Annotated in this window: 17 protein-coding genes; all 17 read left to right on the forward strand. The window is 52.2% G+C overall.

The window, feature by feature from the left end:
* Positions 1–3 precede the first annotated feature (3 nt).
* The 17 genes from hscA (at position 4) to tsaA (ending at position 22,268) form a co-directional block, all read left to right on the forward strand.
* Positions 4–1,875: a Fe-S protein assembly chaperone HscA gene (gene hscA, locus ACJJIQ_RS00850; RefSeq protein ID WP_445363405.1), complete on the forward strand. Its 1,872-nt coding sequence runs from the start codon at positions 4–6 to the stop codon at positions 1,873–1,875.
* 90 nt (positions 1,876–1,965) lie between these two features.
* Positions 1,966–2,304, forward strand: a complete 339-nt coding sequence (gene fdx, locus ACJJIQ_RS00855; protein WP_108731989.1) for an ISC system 2Fe-2S type ferredoxin — start codon at positions 1,966–1,968, stop codon at positions 2,302–2,304.
* Positions 2,305–2,328: 24 nt separating this feature from the next.
* Complete coding sequence (gene iscX / locus ACJJIQ_RS00860; RefSeq protein ID WP_282934076.1) at positions 2,329–2,523, forward strand: Fe-S cluster assembly protein IscX; 195 nt, start codon at positions 2,329–2,331, stop codon at positions 2,521–2,523.
* Between the two features lie 292 nt (positions 2,524–2,815).
* Entirely contained in the window at positions 2,816–3,244 is a 429-nt protein-coding gene (gene ndk, locus ACJJIQ_RS00865; RefSeq protein ID WP_108731991.1) for a nucleoside-diphosphate kinase, read from the forward strand.
* 63 nt (positions 3,245–3,307) lie between these two features.
* Entirely contained in the window at positions 3,308–4,426 is a 1,119-nt protein-coding gene (rlmN, locus tag ACJJIQ_RS00870; RefSeq protein WP_444892905.1) for a dual-specificity RNA methyltransferase RlmN, read from the forward strand.
* 539 nt (positions 4,427–4,965) lie between these two features.
* Entirely contained in the window at positions 4,966–6,927 is a 1,962-nt protein-coding gene (locus ACJJIQ_RS00875) for a cytochrome-c peroxidase (protein ID WP_445363406.1), read from the forward strand.
* Positions 6,928–7,338: 411 nt separating this feature from the next.
* Positions 7,339–9,297 carry a cytochrome-c peroxidase gene (locus ACJJIQ_RS00880; protein ID WP_445363407.1) on the forward strand — a complete coding sequence of 653 codons (1,959 nt, stop codon included), beginning with the start codon at positions 7,339–7,341 and terminating at the stop codon, positions 9,295–9,297.
* A 608-nt stretch (positions 9,298–9,905) separates the two neighbouring features.
* Positions 9,906–11,843 (forward strand): cytochrome-c peroxidase, encoded by a 1,938-nt coding sequence (locus ACJJIQ_RS00885; RefSeq protein ID WP_445363408.1) that lies wholly within the window; start codon positions 9,906–9,908, stop codon positions 11,841–11,843.
* Positions 11,844–12,198: 355 nt separating this feature from the next.
* Entirely contained in the window at positions 12,199–12,975 is a 777-nt protein-coding gene (pilW, locus tag ACJJIQ_RS00890) for a type IV pilus biogenesis/stability protein PilW (protein WP_445363409.1), read from the forward strand.
* Positions 12,965–13,921, forward strand: coding sequence for a RodZ domain-containing protein (locus ACJJIQ_RS00895; RefSeq protein ID WP_445363410.1), 957 nt, complete (start codon positions 12,965–12,967; stop codon positions 13,919–13,921). The genes pilW and ACJJIQ_RS00895 overlap by 11 nt, the downstream gene beginning before the upstream one ends.
* Before the next feature lie 98 nt (positions 13,922–14,019).
* Positions 14,020–15,132 carry a flavodoxin-dependent (E)-4-hydroxy-3-methylbut-2-enyl-diphosphate synthase gene (gene ispG, locus ACJJIQ_RS00900; protein WP_282934070.1) on the forward strand — a complete coding sequence of 371 codons (1,113 nt, stop codon included), beginning with the start codon at positions 14,020–14,022 and terminating at the stop codon, positions 15,130–15,132.
* A 58-nt stretch (positions 15,133–15,190) separates the two neighbouring features.
* Entirely contained in the window at positions 15,191–16,453 is a 1,263-nt protein-coding gene (gene hisS / locus ACJJIQ_RS00905; RefSeq protein WP_282934069.1) for a histidine--tRNA ligase, read from the forward strand.
* 70 nt (positions 16,454–16,523) lie between these two features.
* Complete coding sequence (locus tag ACJJIQ_RS00910; RefSeq protein WP_444895038.1) at positions 16,524–17,231, forward strand: YfgM family protein; 708 nt, start codon at positions 16,524–16,526, stop codon at positions 17,229–17,231.
* Complete coding sequence (bamB, locus tag ACJJIQ_RS00915; RefSeq protein WP_282934067.1) at positions 17,231–18,394, forward strand: outer membrane protein assembly factor BamB; 1,164 nt, start codon at positions 17,231–17,233, stop codon at positions 18,392–18,394. The genes ACJJIQ_RS00910 and bamB overlap by 1 nt, the downstream gene beginning before the upstream one ends.
* 146 nt (positions 18,395–18,540) lie before the next feature.
* Entirely contained in the window at positions 18,541–19,938 is a 1,398-nt protein-coding gene (gene der, locus ACJJIQ_RS00920; RefSeq protein ID WP_413664566.1) for a ribosome biogenesis GTPase Der, read from the forward strand.
* A 158-nt stretch (positions 19,939–20,096) separates the two neighbouring features.
* The gene (locus ACJJIQ_RS00925; protein WP_445363411.1) at positions 20,097–21,560 is read left to right on the forward strand and encodes an NAD-dependent succinate-semialdehyde dehydrogenase; all 1,464 of its coding nucleotides are present in this window, start codon (positions 20,097–20,099) and stop codon (positions 21,558–21,560) included.
* A gap of 24 nt (positions 21,561–21,584) precedes the next feature.
* A complete protein-coding gene (tsaA, locus tag ACJJIQ_RS00930) occupies positions 21,585–22,268 on the forward strand; it encodes a tRNA (N6-threonylcarbamoyladenosine(37)-N6)-methyltransferase TrmO (RefSeq protein WP_444914571.1) in 684 nt (227 codons plus the stop codon).
* Positions 22,269–22,429 lie beyond the last annotated feature (161 nt).

Consider the following 22,429-nt stretch of genomic DNA (forward strand, 5'->3'; position numbering starts at 1 on the left):
CTAATGGCATTACTGCAGATTTCTGAACCGGGCCAGAGCCCAGCTCCCCACCAGCGCAAGCACGCAGTGGGTATCGATTTGGGGACCACTAACTCACTGGTAGCGACCGTGCGCAGTGGATCGGCAGAGGCCATTGCCGATGAGCAGGGCGAAGTGATCCTGCCATCAGCGGTGCACTACGGAGCCGAGGCGATTACCGTGGGTGCTGAAGCCCGCGCGTGCGCTGCAGAAGATCCCTACAACACTATGATTTCTATCAAGCGCCTGATGGGGCGAGGTGTTGCAGATATCAAAAGTTTTGGTGAGCAGCTGCCCTATCGCCTGGCTGAGAGCAGTGGCGGTATGCCTTCGATTGAAACTGCAGCCGGACCGGTAAACCCGGTGCAGGTATCGGCAGAAATCCTGAAAAAACTGGCTGCGCGCGGCCGCGAAGCGCTCTATGGCAAAGCGGGCGGTGAGCTGGATGGTACGGTGATCACCGTGCCGGCCTACTTCGATGATGCCCAGCGCCAAGCGACCAAAGACGCCGCCCAGCTGGCGGGCCTGAAAGTCCTGCGCCTGCTCAACGAGCCCACAGCAGCGGCTATTGCCTACGGCCTGGATAAAGGCGAAGAGGGTGTGATCGCAGTCTATGACCTAGGTGGCGGCACCTTCGATATCTCTATTCTGCGCCTGTCCCGGGGTGTGTTTGAAGTCATGTCTACCGGCGGCGATACCGCTCTCGGTGGCGACGATTTCGATCGCACTATCGCTTCCTGGATCGCCGAGCAAGTGGGATTGGGTACCGATCTCGACGCCGCGACCCAGCGAGTCCTGTTAGACAGCGCCTGTGCTGCGAAAGAATCCCTGTCCAGTGTCGAGCAGGTGGAAGTGCAATACGGCGACTGGTCCGGTGTGCTCGATCGCGAAACCATGGCTTCACTGCTGGACCCCCTGATCGACAAAACCCTACGCGCCTGTAAGCGCGCCCTGCGCGATGCCGGTATCAGTGCCGATGAGGTGCAGGAAGTGGTTCTGGTGGGTGGCTCCACTCGTACTTTGCGCGTGCGGGAGCGGGTTGAGGGTTATTTTGGTCGTCCCCCCCATGCGGAAATTGACCCCGACCAAGTAGTAGCAATCGGCGCCGCGATTCAGGCTGATGTACTGGTGGGCAATAAGTCCAGCGAAGAACTGCTGCTGTTGGATGTTATTCCCCTTTCCCTCGGGATTGAAACCATGGGCGGCCTCGCGGAAAAACTGATTGATCGCAACACGACGATCCCCGTCTCCAAAGCCCAGGAGTTCACCACTTTTAAAGATGGCCAGACTGCCATGGCAATCCATGTTGTCCAGGGCGAGCGGGAGCTGGTGAGTGACTGTCGCTCACTGGCGCGCTTTGAATTGCGCGGCATACCGCCGATGGTGGCCGGTGCCGCCCATATCCGTGTGACTTTCCAGGTGGATGCTGACGGTCTTTTATCGGTGACAGCCATGGAAAAAAGCAGTGGTGTTAGTGCCGATATTACGGTTAAACCGTCTTATGGGCTGGAGGACAAGGATATTGCGCGAATGCTGCAGGAATCCTACACCCACGCCGCTGAGGATATCGCCTTGCGTGCCCTGCGTGAGGCCCAGGTGGAAGCGGAGAGAACCCTGGAAAGCATGTTGGTGGCCCTGCGTGAGAACGGTGCCCAGCTGCTGGACGAAGGTGAGTTAAATGAGCTTGAGCACGCGATGGAGGCTTTGCGCCTGGCCCATAACGGCGGCGACGCAGAGGAAATTCGTCGACGTATCGAAGCCTTGAATAAGTTGTCCGAGCCTTTTGCTGCCAAGCGTATGGATGCCTCCATTAAGCGCGCTATGCAGGGCCACAGCTTGGATGAATTTGATAAATAACCATGATCAGGCGCAGACTCTGCGCTGCCGGCGGCCGGGGAGTCGTTACTTTCTCCCCGTCGGATTGAGACCACAGAGGTTCAGTACCCCATGCCGAAGATAGTATTTTTACCCCATCCGGAAATGTGCCCTGAGGGCAAAGTGGTGGAAGCGGAGAGCGGTGTCAGCGTGATCGACGCGGCCCTGGCCAACGATATTGAAATTGAGCACGCCTGTGAAAAAGCCTGTGCTTGTACCACTTGCCACGTCATTGTGCGCGAGGGCTTCGATTCCCTGGAAGAGCCGGACGAGCTTGAAGAGGACCTGCTGGATAAAGCCTGGGGCCTGGAGCCGGAGTCTCGCCTGTCCTGTCAGGCGATTGTGGAGGATGAAGACCTGGTGGTCGAGATTCCCAAGTACACCATCAACCAGGTGTCGGAAAAGCACTGACTTGCACGCTGAGGAAGCCGAATCATGAAGTGGACTGATATTCACGATATTGCCATAGAGTTGAGCGAAGCTCACGAGGATGTGGACCCTCTGACGGTCAACTTTGTCGACCTGCGCAACTGGGTGATGGCGCTGCCCGGATTTGATGACGATCCCGATCGCTGCGGAGAGAAAATCCTCGAAGCGATCCAGGCTGCCTGGATCGAAGAGCAGGAGTGACCGGCCTTCGGGGGCAGTATTGGCAAGAGAGTACAAAAGTCGATCAATACCCCGTATAATCCGCCGGCCGCGAAATGCGGTGATCAAAAATTGAGTACCCCCGGTGGGTATGAAAGGAATATCAGGGAAGAGCAACTGAGTAGGTTGCTCTTTCTTTATGTAGGGAGCCTCTGAACAACTCCGCAACAATCCCGCAACACCTCTGCGAGCCTTGAAGGCCCGCCCTGCGGGGCTTACAGAGTTGTTCAGAGGTTCCTAAGTTAAGTTACAAAAAATCAATTTGGAGATAACCATGGCCCTGGAGCGTACCCTTTCTATCATCAAGCCGGACGCAGTAGCCAAGAATGTAATCGGTGAAATCGAGAGCCGTTTTGAGAAAGCTGGCCTGAGCATTGTTGCCATGAAGATGGTTCAACTGTCCCGCGAAAAAGCTGAAGGTTTCTACGCTGAGCACAAAGAGCGTCCTTTCTTCAAAGACCTGGTTGACTTCATGACTTCCGGTCCAGTTGTTGTACAGGTTCTGGAAGGCGAGAACGCTATCCTGGCAAACCGCGACCTGATGGGTGCTACCAACCCTAAAGAAGCTGCTGCTGGCACCATCCGCGCTGACTTCGCTGACAGCATCGACGCCAACGCTGTACACGGTTCCGACTCCGCAGAGTCCGCTGCTCGCGAAGTAAGCTACTTCTTCGCCGACGACGAAATCTGCGCGCGCGCTTAATCCGCGCCACAAATCGCACCGGTCTGTCCGGACCGGTGCAATTCTTCCCCCGAGGTGAAATGAATGACCACAGAGAAAACCAACCTGCTCGGCCTTTCGGTAGAAAAGCTGGCCGCCTTTTTTGAATCATTGGGCGAGAAGCGCTTCCGCGCTGTTCAGGTTTTAAAGTGGATTCACCAGAATGGGGTTGATGATTTTGCTGAGATGACCAATGTCAGCAAGGCCCTGCGTCAAAAGCTGGCGGAAGTGGCCGAAGTCCGTGCCCCGGAAGTATTGAATCAGTGGGATTCCGCCGATGGCACACGGAAATGGTTAATTAAAGTCTCCGGTGGCAATGCTATCGAGACTGTCTATATCCCCGATGGTGATCGCGGCACCCTTTGTGTCTCCTCCCAGGTGGGCTGTTCCCTGGATTGCAGCTTTTGTGCAACTGGCAAGCAGGGCTTTAACCGCGATTTAACGGCGGCAGAAATTATCGGGCAGGTCTGGATTGCCTGTAAATCTTTCGGTCAATTGGACCCGAAAGGACCGCGCAAGGTTACCAACGTGGTGATGATGGGCATGGGTGAGCCATTGCTCAATTTCGACAATGTGGTCGATTCCATGAACCTGATGATGGAAGACAACGCCTACGGTATTTCCAAGCGCCGCGTCACCCTGTCGACCTCCGGTGTGGTGCCCGCACTGGACCGCCTCGCCGATGTGACCGATGTGAGCCTGGCAATTTCCCTGCATGCGCCCAACGATGAATTACGTAACGAGTTGGTGCCGATCAATAAAAAATACCCTATTGCGGTGCTACTGGATTCCGCCAAGCGCTACATCGACCGCATGCCGGATACGCACCGTAAAATGACCATTGAATACACGCTGATGCGCGAGGTTAACGACCGCCCGGAGCACGCTGAGCAATTAGCAGAGCTGCTTAAAGAGATTCCGGTGAAAATTAACCTGATTCCCTTTAACCCGTTTGAGTTGTCCGACTATCAGCGAGTGAGTAATAACGCACTGCGTCGCTTCCAGCAGATTTTGCTCGACAAAGGTTATACCGTGACTGTGCGCACTACACGCGGCGATGATATTGATGCGGCCTGTGGTCAGTTGGCAGGCAGTGTTAATGACCGTACCCGCCGCTCCGAGCGCTACCGCAATGCAGAGCGCCCCGTTCGTATTGTTAACTAGTCGCTGGTAATTTTTTGTATAGGTTGCCAAATTGTTGGCAGCCTATTGGCTTCGATTTTCCCCTTCTCAAAAAAACTCTGTTTAGCCTAAAAGTTCCTTTCTATTCTATTTTTCGTGTCAACGAAATTGCTTTATCTAACGTTTAACGCTCGAGGAAAATTTACCCGGGAAGGGAGCGTTGGATATATGCATGAGATTAGGTCAAAACGATCATATTTTTTTAATTTGCATTTTGCTTGCAACATTTTGACTTTGAATGAAATAGCTGGCCATTGGAGAGAGGTCTTCACTAGACCGTCTGGCACTGGATCTTTGCAGTAGCTACACCCGTATCTCCAACATCCATCAAAACATTATGACGCTATAGCGTGCTATCCAGTCATTTTCATTTGGCCTGGAGCTGTTACAGCGTGCTTAGGTTCAGGAAAAACAAAGTGTAGAAATGCTTGCACAGCTGTGTTGAGAGTTGAAGTGCATGGAGTTCTCTGAGTTGCCTGGCTTAGGAAAAGAAAAGTTATCGACGGGACTGTTCGAACATTATGAACGCGGAAAAAAACCAATTAACCCAATTTCTTGTAGCGCTGAATAAGCTGCTGTTCATTTCTTTATTTCTATTTATGGTGGGCTGTGGGGGAGGTGGTTCCTCTAGCGGTGAGGATGATTCACCGACAGAAACTACTGAAAATGATAGCGGCTCTGGGGATAGCTCTGGCTCAGACGATGGTGACGATTCGGACGGTGATACTGATGGTAGTTCGGATGGTGATACTGGGTCAGATGATGAATCCGATTCAGAGCAGGGGATCTTGGTTGCTGAACTGATTGCAAATCCCTTCTCCGGCACCAGCATAGGGCTCTCCTGGGAGGTCTCTGAAGAGACCTACAGCATCTATCGCGATGGCGAATTGATCGCAGAAACTACAGATAACCATTACGTGGATGAAGGCCTCTCAGTTAATACTGAATATAGTTATTGGGTCGGTGTGGGGAGTATTGATAGTGATACTAATAGTGATACTAATAGTGTTACTGCAAAAACACTGGTTAATAACACGAATGATGGCCTGAGCAATGGTACTGAAGCAGAGGCCATTGAAAAGCGCATTGTTGATTTTGATGAATGTCAAAATGAGCGCTCAGCCGTAGATGTTGACGATAGTAGTCTCGACAGTTGCTTGCAGGCTGTGCTGGATGAAGTGGGAATGGCAGAGCAATTGGAGGATATGCGCGCTTTCGCTGCTCGAGTTAGAAGTGAGCAAGACCCGGAGATGGTTGAGTTGGGTATGCGGTTATTCCACAGTAAAAGTCTTAGTGCTAACGGTGATACCGCCTGCTCTTCTTGCCACCACCCGACAATAGGCTGCGCTGGTGATGATCTTTCCATGTCTGTTGGGGTTAATGCCGTTGATCCCGATTTGCTTGGCCCAGGGCGTTCCGATGGTGAAAACGAAGTGCCGTTGGTTGCACGCAATGCCCAGCCTATTTGTAATGTGGCGCTCTGGGATAATGGATTATTCTGGGACAACCGCGTTCTTTTCACGAGCGACGGTGGCCTTAAAACAGACTCCAGGGATGTAACCAATAATACTGAAGCGGCGGTTGGTACTGGTACTTTGGCACTTATGATGGCCCAAGCCCATTTTCCGGTGACAGATGCTGCTGAGATGGGGGATATTTCTGAATTTGGCTACGACGAAAGTAGCGACGATGACCTTACTGACTACCGTGAGGAATATCTTATACCAAAGCTCAATGAGGAGTCCTGGGGCCCCTTATTTGCTGCCGCTTATGGAGACAACAGTATTGACTACAGTAGGGTCGCACAGGCGATTGCTGCCTATGAAGCGGTATATATTTTTATTGATAATCCCTTCTTTGACTATATCGACGGTGACCTGACAGCGCTGGATGACGATGCGAAGCGGGGAGCAATTACTTATTTTACGCCAGGCTCTGGTTGTACTGCTTGCCATACGGGCGCCTTCTTTACTAACCAGGGTTTGAGGGTCGTTAACTATCCTCAAATTGGTGTCGGAAAAGAGGATGATGGCGCTGATTGGGGAGGGGCAGTACTCGGTGGCTTTCGTGTTCCAACACTGCTCAATGCAGGCATTACTGGTCCCTGGGGGCACGCCGGGCAGTTTGGCTCCTTAGAAAGAAATATTGAGCACTATGCCGGGCAAGCAGATTCGGTATCCCGGTATTTCGCAGATAGTGAAATGTGCGACCTGGATCAGTTTGCCGAGCTAGAAGACTGCGCAGCGAAAGTTGCGCCCAATGGTCTGGAGTTGACCGAGGCAATTCTGGAGATAGATGGTGATGCAGCACTTCCGATAGACGGCGATGAAGTGAAGCTGTTAGCGGCATTTCTTGAGGCGCTCACTGACCCGGATGCAGAGAATGTAAATTCAAATGCAACCCAATCCCTGATTCCTCCCCGTGACGGCGGACCCGATGGAATGCAGCTGGATGCCTGGGATCAGGACGGCAACGAACTTTAACATTCCTGCATTTTATTTGAGCATCTCACTAATATTGACTTACTGGTGAGATGCCAACTCTTCATTAGCGACCTTTATTCGCATTCATTATTCAGGCAACCGCCTTCTGCCTTAAAATTCACGACAGTTTCATTCTTACTTTGCTTCCAGAGCCAGGCCGAAGTTGATCCGAGAGTGAATTCCTGCGATCAGGGCTAGGTATAAGTCATCGTCTGGATTGCGAAGTTTTTAGTCAGTTGTTGCTGGAAAAAAACTCTATCCCCTGAAATTTTGGTGAGTTGGTCGTTCCCTTCGGGATTCACTCCGGACTTTTGTTCACATTTCTTCCTTAATTGGTCAACCAAATCTATTGGTGTCGCGTTATCACCTATGAACTATTAAAAATATATGGAAGGGACCACTAGGATTCTTATGAGTGCTCAGAAGTTCGATCAAAAAGTCTTTCCCAGAGTCCTACTTAGACTCTTTTTCCTCACGCTGTTTTCGCTGTTAGTTGGTTGCGGCTCCGGGTCATCTGGTAGTGAGGATAATTCGCCTGCAGATACCGTTCAGGGTGATGATGGCTCCGGTTCCGGTTCCGGTTCCGGTTCCGGTTCCGGTTCTGGTTCTGGCTCAGGGACGGGCACCGATCCTGATCCTGATCCTGAGCCTGAAGAAGCCGGTGAACCCGCTGAGCTAATTGGCTATGCCCACTCGGGAACCAGTATCGGTCTTAACTGGGAAAGAGATGGTGAGACTTACTTTATCTATCGAAACGGTGAAAAGGTCGCGGAAACCAGCAATAACTATTATGTCGAACAGGGCCTCTCAGTTAACACCGAATATGTTTACTCTGTCAGTACAGTTGATGCTGCAAACGAATCGGAAACTTCGCAGGTTACGGTTAAGACATTAGTTAATGACACCAATGCTGGCCTGAATAACGGTACAGAAGATGATGTTTTGAATGAGCGTATCTCCACGTTTGCAGAGTGTAAAAATACTGCGACGGCACTAGATCTACTCGAAGAGGACTTGGACAATTGTTTGGCAGCCATGCTCGAGTACAATCGCATGGTTTCTCTTGTCGAAGATATTCGGGCTTTTGCCGCACGGGTCCGCAGTGAGCAGGATCCTGCCAAGGTGGAGCTGGGCATGCGTCTGTTTCACAACAAGTCTCTCAGTGCTAATCAAGATACTTCTTGTTCATCTTGTCACCACCCTGCGATTGGTTGTGGGGGAGATGACCTTTCGATGCCGGTTGGAGTGAATGCTGTAGATACCGCTTTGCTCGGGCCAGGTCGATCTGATGGAACTAATGAAGTGCCTTTAGTGCCGAGAAATTCACAAGCTATTTGTAATGCGGCGTTATGGTCTCGTGGACTGTTCTGGGATAACCGGGTCTCACTGAGTCCGAATGGCGTTCTCCGTACGGATTCAAGAGATGTTACCGATAATACGAATGATGCTGTGGGATCTGGTTCGTTAGCCCTACTTATGGCGCAGGCGCATTTCCCGGTAACGGCCCCGCCAGAAATGGGTGACATCGCGGACTTTGGATACGATGATTCTGTCGATGAAAATTTCACTGCATACCGCGAAGATATATTAGCGGCTAATCTGGATGTCGAAGCTTGGGCTCCCCTGTTTACGTCTGCCTTTGGGGATTCTGAAATTAATTTCAGTCGTATTGCTGAAGCAATTGCAGCTTATGAAGCCGTGCAAATATTTATCGATAACCCCTTCTTTGACTATGTGGGCGGTAACCTGGAAGCGCTCGATGTAGAGGAAAAGCGTGGTGCTATTACTTTTATGTCAAAGGATGCTGGGTGCACGTTCTGTCACAAGGGAGCTTTCTTCACCTCTGAAGCCTTGATGGCCGCAAATTATCCGCAGATAGGTATAGGAACCGATGAGAGTGGCAGTGGGGAAGATCTGGGTGGAGAGGGTTCCTTAGGGTTCGGAGCATTCAGGGCACCAACCTTACTGAATGTGGCGATCACTGGTCCCTGGGGGCACAACGGGCAATTTGGTACGCTGAAGAGAAATGTTGAACACTATAGTGATCATGGAGCCTCCATTTCCAGGTACTTTGAGAATAGTGAGATGTGTGATCTCGCTCAATTCAAAGATCTTGAAAGTTGCGCCAGTAAACTGGCTCCCAATGGTTTGGCACACTCTCAGGCGATCTTAGATGGAAATGAGGGTGGGGGTATAAATCGCCTGAGCGAAGAAGAGATGGACCTTATAGTGGTATTTCTGGGAGCTCTTACTGACCCCAAGGCCGCGAATACCAACTCTAATGAGATTCAGTTTCTGATTCCTCCTCGGGATGGTGGACCAGATGGAAAGCAGTTAGATGCAAAAGATAGCGATGGTAAAAGTTTATAGCCTTCATTCCATAACTCTTTGGGAAATGGTTGCGTCAAGAGCGCTTTGCGTTTCTCCTAAGTTGGATTAGCCGGCTATTTGTCGGTAGTCACCACTAAAAAGCTGTCGGTTATTGCCGGCAGCTTTTTTTAATCTATCTGAAATAATCCTGACACAGTTTGTTTTTACAAACTTTCCTTGCTTTTCCCACCTCTGATTCAACGGCGCAAAAATATTTTCATTGGGGTTTGGGCGTTAACGCCCAAATTTCATTGATTGAATTTACATATTCTCTTAAGCAAACACTGAAACTACTAATTTTTATTAAATTCCTGACTATGAGAACGGATGTAGTAGCTTACTGCGACCTTATTAGCAGTTATTCCCGTTTTAAGTCATTACAGTAGGCCCTGGGAGTAATTGGGTATTTTCGCAATGCCGCTGATTTTCAGGACGGTCCGCAATCACTGCGAGGCTCCCTAGATCTTTCATTAGGTTGCAACGCAGAATTTATTCTTAGATATAGTAAGTGTTTCCTTACCCTTTGATGCCAGCGCTGGCACTTAGGTCTGTATTTGCTGTCCAGAACTCGGAATAAGAAAAGGTCATTGACGGGCAGGTCAAGAACTATGAATGTTGATAAAAATCAAATCACACTATCGCTAACGGCTCTGGTAAAGCTGCTGGTCCTACCTCTATTTCTTGTGATGGTGGGCTGCGGAGGAGGTGGTTCCTCAAGTAGTGGCAATGACACGCCTACTGAAACTTCTGATACTGGCAGTGATGGCGATTCTGGTTCAGGTGATGATGATAATGGCGATGGCGATGGCGATGGCGATGGCGATGGCGATACAGGCTCAGGTCAGGGAATTATTCCTGCAGAACTGATCGGTAACGCATTTTCCGGTACCAGTATCGGTCTTTCCTGGGAAAGCACCGGTGCGACCTATGTTATCTATCGTGGCAGCGAGCGAATTGCTGAGACGACTAGCGGATACTATGTCGATGAAGGTCTCTCATCAGACACTGAATATACCTACTCAGTAACCACCGGCGATGTCGACAGCGAAGATGAGACCGCCAGCGTCACTGCCAGAACATTGGTAAATAATACTAATGACGGGCTCAGTAATGGTTCTGATGCAGATGGTTCTGATAGCCGAATTTCCGATTTTGATGAATGTCAAAATGCGCGTTCAGCGGTCAATATTGCTGATGGCAGTCTCGATAGCTGCTTACAGGCAGTGCTGGATGACGTTGGCATGGCCGAGCAGTTGGAAGATTTGCGCGCCTTTGCTGCCCGGGTCAGAAGTGAACAGGACCCTGCCATGGTAGAGCTGGGTATGCGCTTGTTTCACAATAAAAACCTGAGCGCTGATGGCGATGCATCTTGCTCTTCCTGCCACCACCCGGCAATAGGTTGTGGTGGCGATGACTTGTCCATGCCAGTTGGCGTTGATTCCGTGGATGCTGAATTAGTCGGTCCCGGTCGCTCCGACGGCCAGAATGAAGTTCCGCTGGTACCTCGAAATGCCCAGCCTATCTGCAATGTAGCTCTTTGGGATAATGGCTTGTTCTGGGATAACCGAGTGGCGATCAATGGTAATGGAGGGCTCAGGACAGACTCCCGGGATGTTACTCGCAACACAGAGGCGGCCGTGGGTACTGGTACCCTCGCACTGATGATGGCCCAAGCCCACTTCCCGGTCACTGAAGCTGCAGAGATGGGGGATATCACCCAGTTCGGTTACGACGATACCAGCGATGATGGTTTTACTGATTATCGTGAGGATATTCTCGCTGAAAAATTAACCCAGGACTCGTGGGGTGCAATGTTTACCGCAGCATTTGGCGATTCGGCAATTAACTTCAGCAGAATTGCAGAGGCAATTGCCTCTTACGAAGCGGTGCAAATTTTTATCGATAACCCCTTCTTTGATTATGTTGATGGAGACCTTGCGGCCCTCAATAACGATGAAAAGCGAGGGGCAATTACCTTTATGACACGAAATTCAGGGTGTACAAATTGTCACTCAGGAGCCTTTTTCTCTAATCAGGGGCTGAGAGCTGTCAGTTATCCACAGATTGGTGTTGGTAAAGATGAGAGTGGTAGTGGTGCTGACTTGGGTGGTAATGGAAGTGGCAGTTTCCGCACGCCAACGTTGCTTAACGTGGCGCTCACTGGCCCCTGGGGGCACGCAGGTCAGTTCGGTACATTGAAAAGAAATGTCGAGCACTACACTGGTCGAGCCGACTCTGTTTCCCAGTATTTCACCAACAGTGAGATGTGCGATTTGGATCAGTTTGCAGAGGTGGATGAGTGTGCCGCGAAAGTTGCCCCCAATGGCCAGGCACTGACTGAAGCACTGTTGGCTGAAAATGGCGACGGCGCTGTGAATTTGGACGACGAGGAAGTTGATTTACTGGTAGCGTTCCTCGAAACCCTAACTGATCCAGATGCGGCAAATGCTGACTCCAATGCAGTCCAGTCATTGATTCCGCCGCGGGACACTGGTCCAGATGGCATGCAGCTGGATGCGGTAGACCAGGAAGGTAATCAACTCTAACTCTTCTAAGCCCTTTTTATTTATTCCGCCGGTACACCGGTACTGGCGGATTGACAATACTCGACAAAGTCATCACTAAATGGAATTGATTGGGTTTTAGGGCTGCAACTGGCAAGGCTTTCCGGCAGTATAGGGATTTGGAAAGTGCCAGCTGAGGCGGAATCAGATTTCTCACACAAAATACCGATATGTACTTTTACCACTGCCAGTGGATGCCGGTGGTCGATGTTGGGTTTTGCTGTGTTTTGCGGGCTTGCTTTGTCCAGGGATTGGCGTTAGCACTCATTGGTGTATTGGTGACACCCGCGCAATCTCGCTGGGCCGATAAGTGAAAAATAAAGATACAGGTGATGTAGTGTCCGCGAAATTTAAGAGCCTGTCGCTCCTGGTACTGCTCGGTACCCTGCTGGGGGGGTGTGTAACTTCTGGGGGACCCGAGCGCAAGGAAGTTGATCTGGATAAGGCATTGGAGACCCATGTTCAGCTGGGGATTCGCTATTTGCGGGACCCGAACAACCGGGAGCAGTCCCGTCGCCATTTTAACCGCGCCTTGGAGTTGGGTAAAAAAAACCCACTGGCGCACCACGGTCTGGCACTGCTTTATCAAGCGGATGGTGAGCTGGATATTGCGGAGTCTCACTTCAAGAAAGCCTTGCGCTATAGCGACGGGTTTTCTATGGCCCACACTAACTACGGCGTTTTTCTCTATAAACAAGAGCGCTATAAAGAGGCTCTCAAGCAATTCGAGCTCGCCTCTACAGACCTCACCTATAATCGTCGATCTTTTGCCTTGGTTAACTACGGTCGTACGGCCGCGCGACTCGGCCTCACTGACAAGGCGGAAGGGGCCTATGCCAGGGCGTTAGCGCTGAACTCCGATTTGCCGCTGGCGTTGATCGAAATGGCTGAGCTGAAATTTAACGCCGGTGATTATGCAAAATCCAAGGCGTACCTGGATCAATTTAGTGAAAAGAATCGCCAGACACCCCAGTCACTGTGGCTTGGGATTCGTATCGAGAAGGTGTTTGGTAATCGTGACAAGGAGCGGAGTTACGCCCTTGCTTTGAAGAATTTGTACCCGTACTCTGCGGAGACACTGAAATATCAGGAGTTGAGTGGTAATGACGGATAGTAGTCCCGAACACTGCGAAGGTGGTGAGGTCGTATCCAATACGCAAACTTCTAAGGGTTCCGCTGGCAATCTTTTGCTGGCGGCTCGGGAAGCGGCTGGGCTGTCCCGAGAGGAGTTATCGCAGCGCCTGTGTATTATTGATAACACAGTTGAGTGGATTGAAAGCGATAATTACGAAAAGCAGCCAGAAGCTGTCTACACGCGAGGCTATATCCGCAATATTTGTCGCGAGTTGAATATTCCTGCTGAGCAGGCTTTGGAAGCCTATGATAGGGATCGGCCGCAGCCAGCACAGCGCAGTGAATCCCGGCGAACCACTAAAGCCGAGGCATTTCGCCCTGAGCGCAAGCGTGGACATGGTGCCCTGGCCCTGATTCCCCTGTTGCTCGCGGGTGGTGTCTTCTGGTGGAAGTACGGTACCCCAGTCAATATTCCCGGTATGCCCATGGGTGAGGATACTGCGGACCTGGTTGCCGAAGCCCCCGTTGCCAGTGAAGTTGTAACTGATCCGGTTGCTGAAGTAGAGCGGCAGGAAGTTGCAGTTGAAGAGTTGAGCTCAGAGCCATTTGCACCAGCATCAAATGGAGTTGCTGATGTTCAGCTTGAGGTTGGTAGTGCTGAAACGGTGGAGAATAAACCCGCTGCTTCTGTGGAAAAAGTGGTTGAGCCTGTTCCCGTCCAAGTAGCCCAGTTGGACCAGGCCCTGAAAGGCGCATTGCGGCTTCGCTTTGATGAAGATGCCTGGGTTGAGGTGAAAGACGCACAAGGTGTGATTTTACTGGCCGGGGTCCAAGCTGCTGGCAGTGCCAAATCTTTAGATGGAGATGCTCCATTTGAGCTGATGTTGGGAAATGCCCGTGCAACCCATGTGGTTTACCGCGATGAAACTATCGACAGCCAGCCTATTGGCGACCGCCGCACTCGTCGTCTGATTGTCGGCGATTAAGATGATCTTCCCCGTTTGGGCGCGAACTCTGTAGGTTTGCGCCCAATCTCTCTATAATCTCCCCTCGATTTTTATCAGTAATACCACCAGGTCAGCCTATGCAATTTGAATCTCCCATTGTCCGCCGCAAGTCGCGCCAGATCATGGTGGGTGATGTACCGGTCGGAGGGGATGCCCCGATCTCGGTGCAAAGTATGACCAACACCGAAACCTGCGACGTAGCAGCTACTGTTGGCCAGATCCAGCGCCTGGAACAGGCTGGAGCCGATATAGTTCGGGTTTCTGTGCCCAGCATGGATGCCGCAGAGGCGTTTGGAGAAATTAAAAAGCAGGTGAATGTCCCGTTGGTCGCAGACATTCACTTCGATTACCGTATCGCCCTGCGGGTCGCAGACCTGGGGGTGGATTGTCTGCGTATTAACCCCGGCAATATTGGCCGAGAGAAGCGTATTCGGGCCGTAGTGGATAAAGCTCGCGATCTGAATATCCCGATTCGTATCGGTGTCAATGCGGGCTCCCTGGAAAAAGACCTACAGAAAAAGTATGGCGAGCCCACGCCGGATGCTCTGGTAGAGTCGGCGCTGCGCCATGTATCGATCCTCGACAGCCTGGACTTCCAGGACTTCAAAGTCAGTGTAAAAGCATCCGATATCTTTATGGCCACGGCTGCCTATCGCAAGCTGGCCCAGCAGATTGAGCAACCTCTGCACTTGGGTATTACCGAAGCTGGTGGCTTACGTGCCGGCACAGTGAAGTCGGCGATTGGTCTCGGTGCCCTTCTGCTCGACGGTATCGGTGACACCCTGCGGGTTTCCCTGGCTGCAGACCCGGTGGAAGAGGTCAAAGTGGGCTGGGATCTGCTCAAAAGCCTGCGTCTGCGCAGTAAAGGTATTAACTTTATTGCCTGCCCCAGCTGCTCGCGCCAGAACTTCGATGTGGTGAAAACCATGAATGAGCTGGAGACGCGTCTGGAAGATGTGACCACACCGCTGGATGTGGCAGTAATTGGCTGTATCGTCAACGGCCCCGGCGAAGCGAAAGAAGCCGATGTAGGCCTGACTGGTGGTACCCCGAGCCATGCCATCTATGTGGATGGGCAGCCAGACCGCAAGTTTAAGAATGAAAATCTGGTGGATGATTTAGAGCGTTTGATTCGCGAGAAGGCGGCCGCCAAGGCCGAGCGCGAAGCGGATATCATCGCCAAGGCGTAGAGGGCAACAGCTCCCTGCGCAAGACCCAATTAATTGAGTGAAAAATTAAGGAACAGCGTTGAAACAGCTTCGCGCAATTCGCGGCATGAACGATCTGCTACCGGAACAGTCCCCGGTATGGCAGTACGTGGAAGCCACACTGAGTGAACTTACTAGTCGCTACGGCTACACCGAAATTCGTACTCCCTACCTGGAGTCGACCCAGTTATTTTGCCGTGCGGTGGGCGAGGCTACCGATATTGTCGAGAAGGAAATGTACACCTTTGATGACAAGAGCGGTGACAGCGTTACCCTGCGCCCTGAGGGCACAGCGGGCACTGTGCGTGCAGCAATCCAGAGCAACCTGCTGAACCAGCCACAGCGCCTGTGGTATTTCGGCCCTATGTTCCGCTATGAGCGCCCACAGAAGGGGCGCCTGCGTCAGTTCCACCAGTTTGGTGTCGAGGTGTTTGGCATTCAAGGGCCGGATATCGATGCAGAAATCCTGATCATGACTGCGCGACTGTGGCGTCAGCTGGGTATCAGCGAACATGTGACCCTGCAGCTCAATTCCCTGGGTAACGCCGAGAGCCGCGCTGCTTATCGGGATGCGCTGGTCACTTATTTAAGTGAGCGTCGTGACCAGCTGGATGAGGACAGCCAGCGCCGCCTGGAGCGCAATCCGCTGCGAATTCTCGACAGTAAAAATGCGCAAACTCAGGAACTGCTGGCGGATGCGCCCTGTCTACTGGACTTCCTCGATGAGGAATCCGCCGCCCACTTTAGTCAGTTAAAGGCACTTTTGGACGGGGCAGGCGTTAAGTATGAGATCAATCCCAAGTTGGTGCGCGGTCTCGACTACTACGGAAAAACTGTATTTGAGTGGGTGACCGACAGCCTCGGTGCCCAGGGCACTGTATGTGCCGGTGGCCGCTATGACGGCCTGGTAGAACAGATGGGTGGCAAAGCCACTCCGGGAGTGGGTTTTGGCCTGGGTGTTGAGCGTCTTGTATTGATGCTAGAAACCCTAGAAGTGTTGCCTGAGTCCCTTTCGCAGCAGGTAGATGCCTACCTGGTTGCCGTTGGTGATGTACAATCAGCTGCCATGACAGCCGCCGAGCAATTGCGCGACGAGCTGCCCTGGTTGCGACTGCAGTTGCACTGTGGTGGAGGAAGCTTTAAAAGCCAGATGAAGAAAGCTGATAAGAGCGGCGCCGATTATGCGCTGATTATCGGCGAAGATGAGGCTGCAAGTGGTCAGATAACTGTGAAGTACCTTCGCGCTGACCAACCGCAGCAAACGCTGGCACCGAAAGAGCTGGCAGCACTGCTGCAAGGCTGAAAGAAACACTGAGGGAGGCGGAGGCCCCCGCCGGGAAAGTTAGTAATCTACAGGAAAGGCAAATTACCCAATGGCTGAGCATCTTACCGAACAAGAACAAATAGAAACGCTGAAGCGCTGGTGGGCGGAAAATGGCAAGGGAATTGTGACTGGCGTTGTGCTGGCCCTGGCCGGTTACTTCGGTTATCAGTGGTGGCAGGGAGATCAGCGCACTAAGGCTGAAGCGGCCTCTGACCTGTACCAGACTTTCGTTGAAGCGGTCTCCGCCAACAACAATCAACCGGACAACAAGCAGCTTACCACTGCCAAGAATGTGGCCGAGCAGCTGAAAGACGATTTTGCCAAACGTATCTACGCCAGCCAGGCTGCACTGCGTCTCGCGGCTATTTCAGCGGAGAGCAATGACCTGGAAGCTGCCGAGCAGCAGCTGCAGTGGGTACTCGACAACACCAGTGAAGCAAGCCTGGAGTTGCTCGCTAAACGCCGCCTGGCCGCTGTTTTGGCGGCCCGTGGTGAGTCCGATGAAGGCCTGAAATTGCTCGAGGGCACTATACCCCCGGCATTCGCGGCCCTTTATTCTGAGACTCGTGGTGATATCCTGAAGCAAAAGGGTGACATCGCCGGTGCGCGTGCCGCGTACGAGCAAGCACTGACAGAGCTTCTGCCAGAGCAAGCGGGCAACACCCAACTTCTGCGCCTGAAGGCTGAAAGCCTGGCGGTAACCGAGAGCAGTGACGCTCAGAACCAAACCGAGCCTGTATCTGAGGGAGACGAGTAATGGGATTTCTGAATCGCGCTGCGGGTCGCACTGCAGCGGTGGCGCTAGCGGTGGCCCTGGCTGCCTGTGCCTCTAATGACGAGAAGGAAGATGTCGACCCCGTCGAACTGGTGGATATTAACTCCACTGTTGCCCTGCAAGAGGTGTGGTCTGCCGATATTGGCGGTATTGACCAAAAGCGTTACGCGATGCTGCAGCCGAGCCTTATCGATGGTCGCCTGATAGCTGCCAGCAGCGATGGTGAAATCAGTGCTTTTGATCGCAGCTCCGGGCGCAAGCTCTGGGAGACAGATCTGGATGTAGATCTGAGCGGTGGTGTGGGTACTGGCCTGGGCATGGCGGTAGTCTCCGACTACCGCGGCCGCGCTGTGGCTCTGGATCTCGAAAACGGCGCTGAGCTATGGAATTACCAGGTCTCCGGCGAAGTAGTTGCCGCTCCAGCGATCGGTGCTGGCGTGGTTGTCCTGCAGACCGTAGATGGCAAGCTGGTTGGCCTCGACGCTACCAGCGGTGAAGAGTTGTGGAGCCACAATACCAATTTACCAGTACTGACCCTGCGCGGTACTGCAGCACCTGTTATTAGCGGTGGTATGGTGATTGCCGGCCTGGATAACGGCAAACTGCTGGCCCTGGACGCCCGCGATGGCATTCAGCGCTGGGAACAGCGAGTCGCTATTCCCCAGGGCTCTGCGGAGCTGGAGCGGGTAGTTGATATCGACGGTGCTCCAGTAGTGCGCGGTGATTTGGTGTTTGCCGCCAGCTACCAGGGCCGTGTTGTCGCCCTGTCCAAAGATAATGGCCGCGGCCTCTGGGCTCGCGATGCCTCTACCCACCACGAAGTGGCAGTAGGTGGTGGCCATGTCTACCTCAGTGATGCCTCCGGTAGCGTCTATGCCTACAATGTGGGCAGCGGCCAGATCGAGTGGAGTAATAACGAACTATTGCGCCGCGAATTGAGCGGACCGGCTTTCTTCCAGGACGTGGTCGTTGTGGGAGATCTGGAAGGCTACCTGCATGTGCTGGACCCCAATTCCGGACAATTTATTGGCCGCGAGCAGGTGGACGGTGATGCGATTCGCATCCCCATTCTGGTTGATGGCGATCTGATATTTGTGCTGTCGGATGACGGCAAGTTATCAGCTCTACGCCTCGCTGATTCCTGATAATCGCAGCCAACTGACGAGAGGCGGACAGGCTGTCCGCCTTAGGGCTTAGAGCCCGCAAATGGAGCCTGCTGTGCAGGCAAGTTGAAATCGCCCGCCTCGCGCGGGCTTTTGTATTTTTTTATACGGCTAAAACCAGAATTTGTATGCTGCCAGTAATTGCCCTGGTCGGGCGCCCCAATGTGGGCAAATCCACACTTTTTAACCGGTTGACCAAGTCTCGCGACGCTTTGGTGGCCAACTACGCCGGGCTTACCCGCGATCGCAAGTACGGTGAGGCGGAGATCGACGGGCGCAAGCTGTTACTGGTCGATACCGGTGGTATTTCCGGTGGCGAAGAAGGCATCGATGCGGCTATGGCCGAACAATCTATGCAGGCCATTGAAGAAGCAGACTTCGTACTCTTTTTGGTGGACAGCCGCGCCGGCCTGACCCCAGCCGACGAGATGATTGCCGAGCGCTTGCGCACCCGCTCCAAGCCCACTTTCCTGGTGGCCAACAAAGTTGATGGGGTAAACCCGGATATTGCCCTGGCACCTTTCTATGAGTTAGGTATTGGTGAGCTTTTCCCGACGACTGCTACCCACGGGCGCGGTGTTCGCTCCCTGATGCAGCGGGTCATCGAGGACCTGCCCGAGCAGGAGATTGAAGAGGAAGCCGAAGAAGCGACCGGAATCAAGATTGCCATTGTGGGCCGCCCCAATGTGGGTAAATCCACCCTGGTTAACCGCCTCTTGGGTGAGGACCGGGTTGTTGTCTACGATCAGCCCGGCACAACCCGCGATAGCGTCTATATCAATTATGAACGGGACGAAAAGCCTTATACCCTGATCGATACTGCGGGCATTCGCCGCCGGAAAAATATCAAGGAATCGGTGGAGAAGTTCTCTATCGTCAAAACCTTGCAGGCGGTGGAAGATGCCAACGTGGTGGTGCTGGTGATCGATGCCCGCGAAGGCCTGGTGGACCAGGATATGCACCTGATGGGCAGCGTGGTACAGGCGGGACGCGCGCTGGTAGTTGCCCTGAACAAGTGGGATGGGCTGGAAGCGGATCATCGCGACTATGTGAAAGCCGAGTTGGAGCGCCGCCTGCGCTTTGTGGACTTTGCTGATGTGCACTTTATTTCTGCATTGCATGGCACCGGTGTTGGGCATCTGTATGAGTCCATTGAGGGTGCTTACCAGAGCGCTACAGACAAACTGTCCACTAATCACCTCACTCGTATTCTGGAGTGGGCGGTAAGTGAGCACCAACCACCTTTGGTGCACGGACATCGTATCAAATTGCGCTACGCTCACGCCGGTGGACAAAATCCGCCGGTTATTGTGATCCACGGTAACCAGACTGAGCAGGTACCGGCACATTATGTGCGCTACCTGGAGAAGACTTTCCGCAAGGCTCTGGATTTGCACGGTACTCCGGTGAAAATTGAGTTCCGCACGAGTGCTAACCCCTACGCGGACAAAAAGAACAAGCTGAGTGACCGCCAGAAGGCCAAGAAACGCCGCCTGATGAAGTTTGTTAAAAAGAAGAAAAAATAAGAGGCGGTAACTTAGGTTACCTGTAAGCCGGCAAGGGATACTGCCGGTTTTCGCACCACTCCAGCTTTAACCCACAGTGGAATGGCATTGTGGGATTTCTATCGTACCAGTGATCCCGTTTTTGACGGGGCCAGGGAAGAAACCACAAGGAGAATACGATGTTGAAGCTGAAGAATCCTGCATTGCTGCGCAACCAGTCCTATATCAATGGCCAGTGGATTGACGCTGATTCTGGCGATACCTTCGATGTGTTGGACCCGGCAACTGGCAAGGCGGTTGCCAGTATCGCCAACTTGGGGGCCGATGAGACTCGCCGTGCTATAGAAGCTGCTGATAAAGCCTGGCCTACCTGGCGCGATACTCCGGTAAAAGAAAGAGCGAAAATACTCAGGCGCTGGTATGAGCTGATAATTGCTAACGCCGATGATCTAGCCATTATTTTGACCGCAGAGCAAGGCAAGCCACTGACAGAGTCCCGTACCGAAATTGTGTATGGTGCTAATTATGTCGAATGGTTTTCGGAAGAAGCCAAGCGCGTCTACGGGGATGTTATTAGCCCGCCTTCCAGTGATAAACGGCTCTTGGTTATCAAGCAGTCAATTGGTGTGACCTGTTCTGTAACGCCATGGAATTTCCCCAGCGCTATGATCGCACGCAAAATGGCTCCCGCTATTGCCGCAGGCTGTCCATTTATTGCCAAACCCGCCTCCGAAACACCTCTATCCGCACTGGCTCTCGCAGTTCTCGCTGAGGAAGCGGGAATTCCCCCAGGTGTTTTTAATATTGTCGCAGGGGATAAGGCACCGGAGATTGGCGCAGAAATGACGGCCAATCCCTTAGTGCGGAAATTTACTTTTACCGGTTCTACTGCTGTCGGAAAATTGCTGCAAGCCCAGTGTGCAGCAACCATGAAAAAAACCTCTATGGAATTGGGCGGTAATGCCCCATTTATTGTTTTTGATGATGCTGACATTGGCGAAGCTGTAAAGGGCGCAATTGTTTGTAAATATCGCAATGCCGGTCAAACCTGTGTATGCGCCAATCGCATTTTCGTGCAGGAAGGTGTTTACGATGAATTTGCACAGAAATTTTCCGCTGCGGTAAACCAGCTTTCCATGGGCAGTGGTTTTGATAGCGGTGTCGACATGGGCCCTATGATTACCATCAAAGCAGTGAAGAAAACGGAATCTCTGGTGGAAGATGCGCTGCAAAAAGGCGCGCAAACCCTAGTTGCTGGTGGTCCCAGTACTATGGGGGAATGCTTTTATTCTCCCGTAGTATTGGGTGGGGCCACCGATCAAATGCACTTGTTCAAAGAAGAGATCTTCGGTCCGGTAGCTCCGCTATATAAATTCTCCTCTGAAGAGGAAGTCATTAAAATGGCCAACGATACGGAATTTGGTCTGGCTTCTTATTTTTACTCCAGGGATATCGGTCGTATTTGGCGTGTTGCAGAGGGACTTGAATACGGTATGGTCGGTATCAATGAGGGTATTATTTCCAACGAAATGGCACCCTTTGGCGGTGTAAAAGAATCCGGGCAGGGGCGCGAGGGCTCAAAATACGGTATTGAGGATTACCTGGAAATAAAATATCTGTGTGTCGGCGGTATTGATAAGTAGTTTGTTAAAGTGTTTGGATTTTAAATGGTTGTAGAGCCTATTGCGCGGGTGCATTCCTGCTTTGGAGAAAAGTTTGGAGTACCCCGCCAGCCACTATTGGCGGATGCCAGTCGCGCCAGTATTGCGTTGTTACCTCCCCTGGATACGCCAGATGCAGTTGCCGGTCTGGAGCAAAATAGCCATATCTGGGTAGTGTTCCAATTTCACCAAGCCGCTGGGCAATGGTCAGCTAAAGTGCGCCCGCCCCGTTTGGGCGGCAATAAGAAACTGGGTGTACTCGCCACTCGCTCGCCCTTTCGTCCCAATAATATCGGGCTGTCAGTAGTTCGTCTTCTGGAGGTGCGCACCTCTCCTAAAGTGGAGTTGATAGTTGCCGGGGCAGATTTGGTCGATGGTACGCCAGTATTGGATATTAAACCCTATGTTCCCTATGCGGATGCGTTAACGCATGCGCAAAGTGAATTTGCTGACGCAGCGCCAGTGCAAATTCCCGTTACTATCCCCGAGCCAGTTCTGAATAAAGCCAAAGCCTACCGCGATGACTGGGGTACAGATCTCCCCCGTTTAATTGAACAGGTGTTATCCCAGGATCCAAGACCGGCATACCAAAAGACCGATCCTCAGCGCATTTATGGCATGCAATTGTGTGAATTCAATTTGCGTTGGCGCTATACCGATGCCGGAATAGAAGTGGTGGCACTGGAATAACCCTCGACCAGCGAGTTTCAGTATTCTACAGCAAGTCAGGATGTGTCTCCTCCGTAACTGTCTAGGGTTCGGAAAGGATATGTCATTCATTTTCATGGGAAATACAATTCCCCAAGATACGGCATTCGCCTAAAAATAACGCCTAGCTATCCAAGGGCACA

It is taken from the genome of Microbulbifer maximicatervae (SeqCode) (assembly GCF_052468295.1).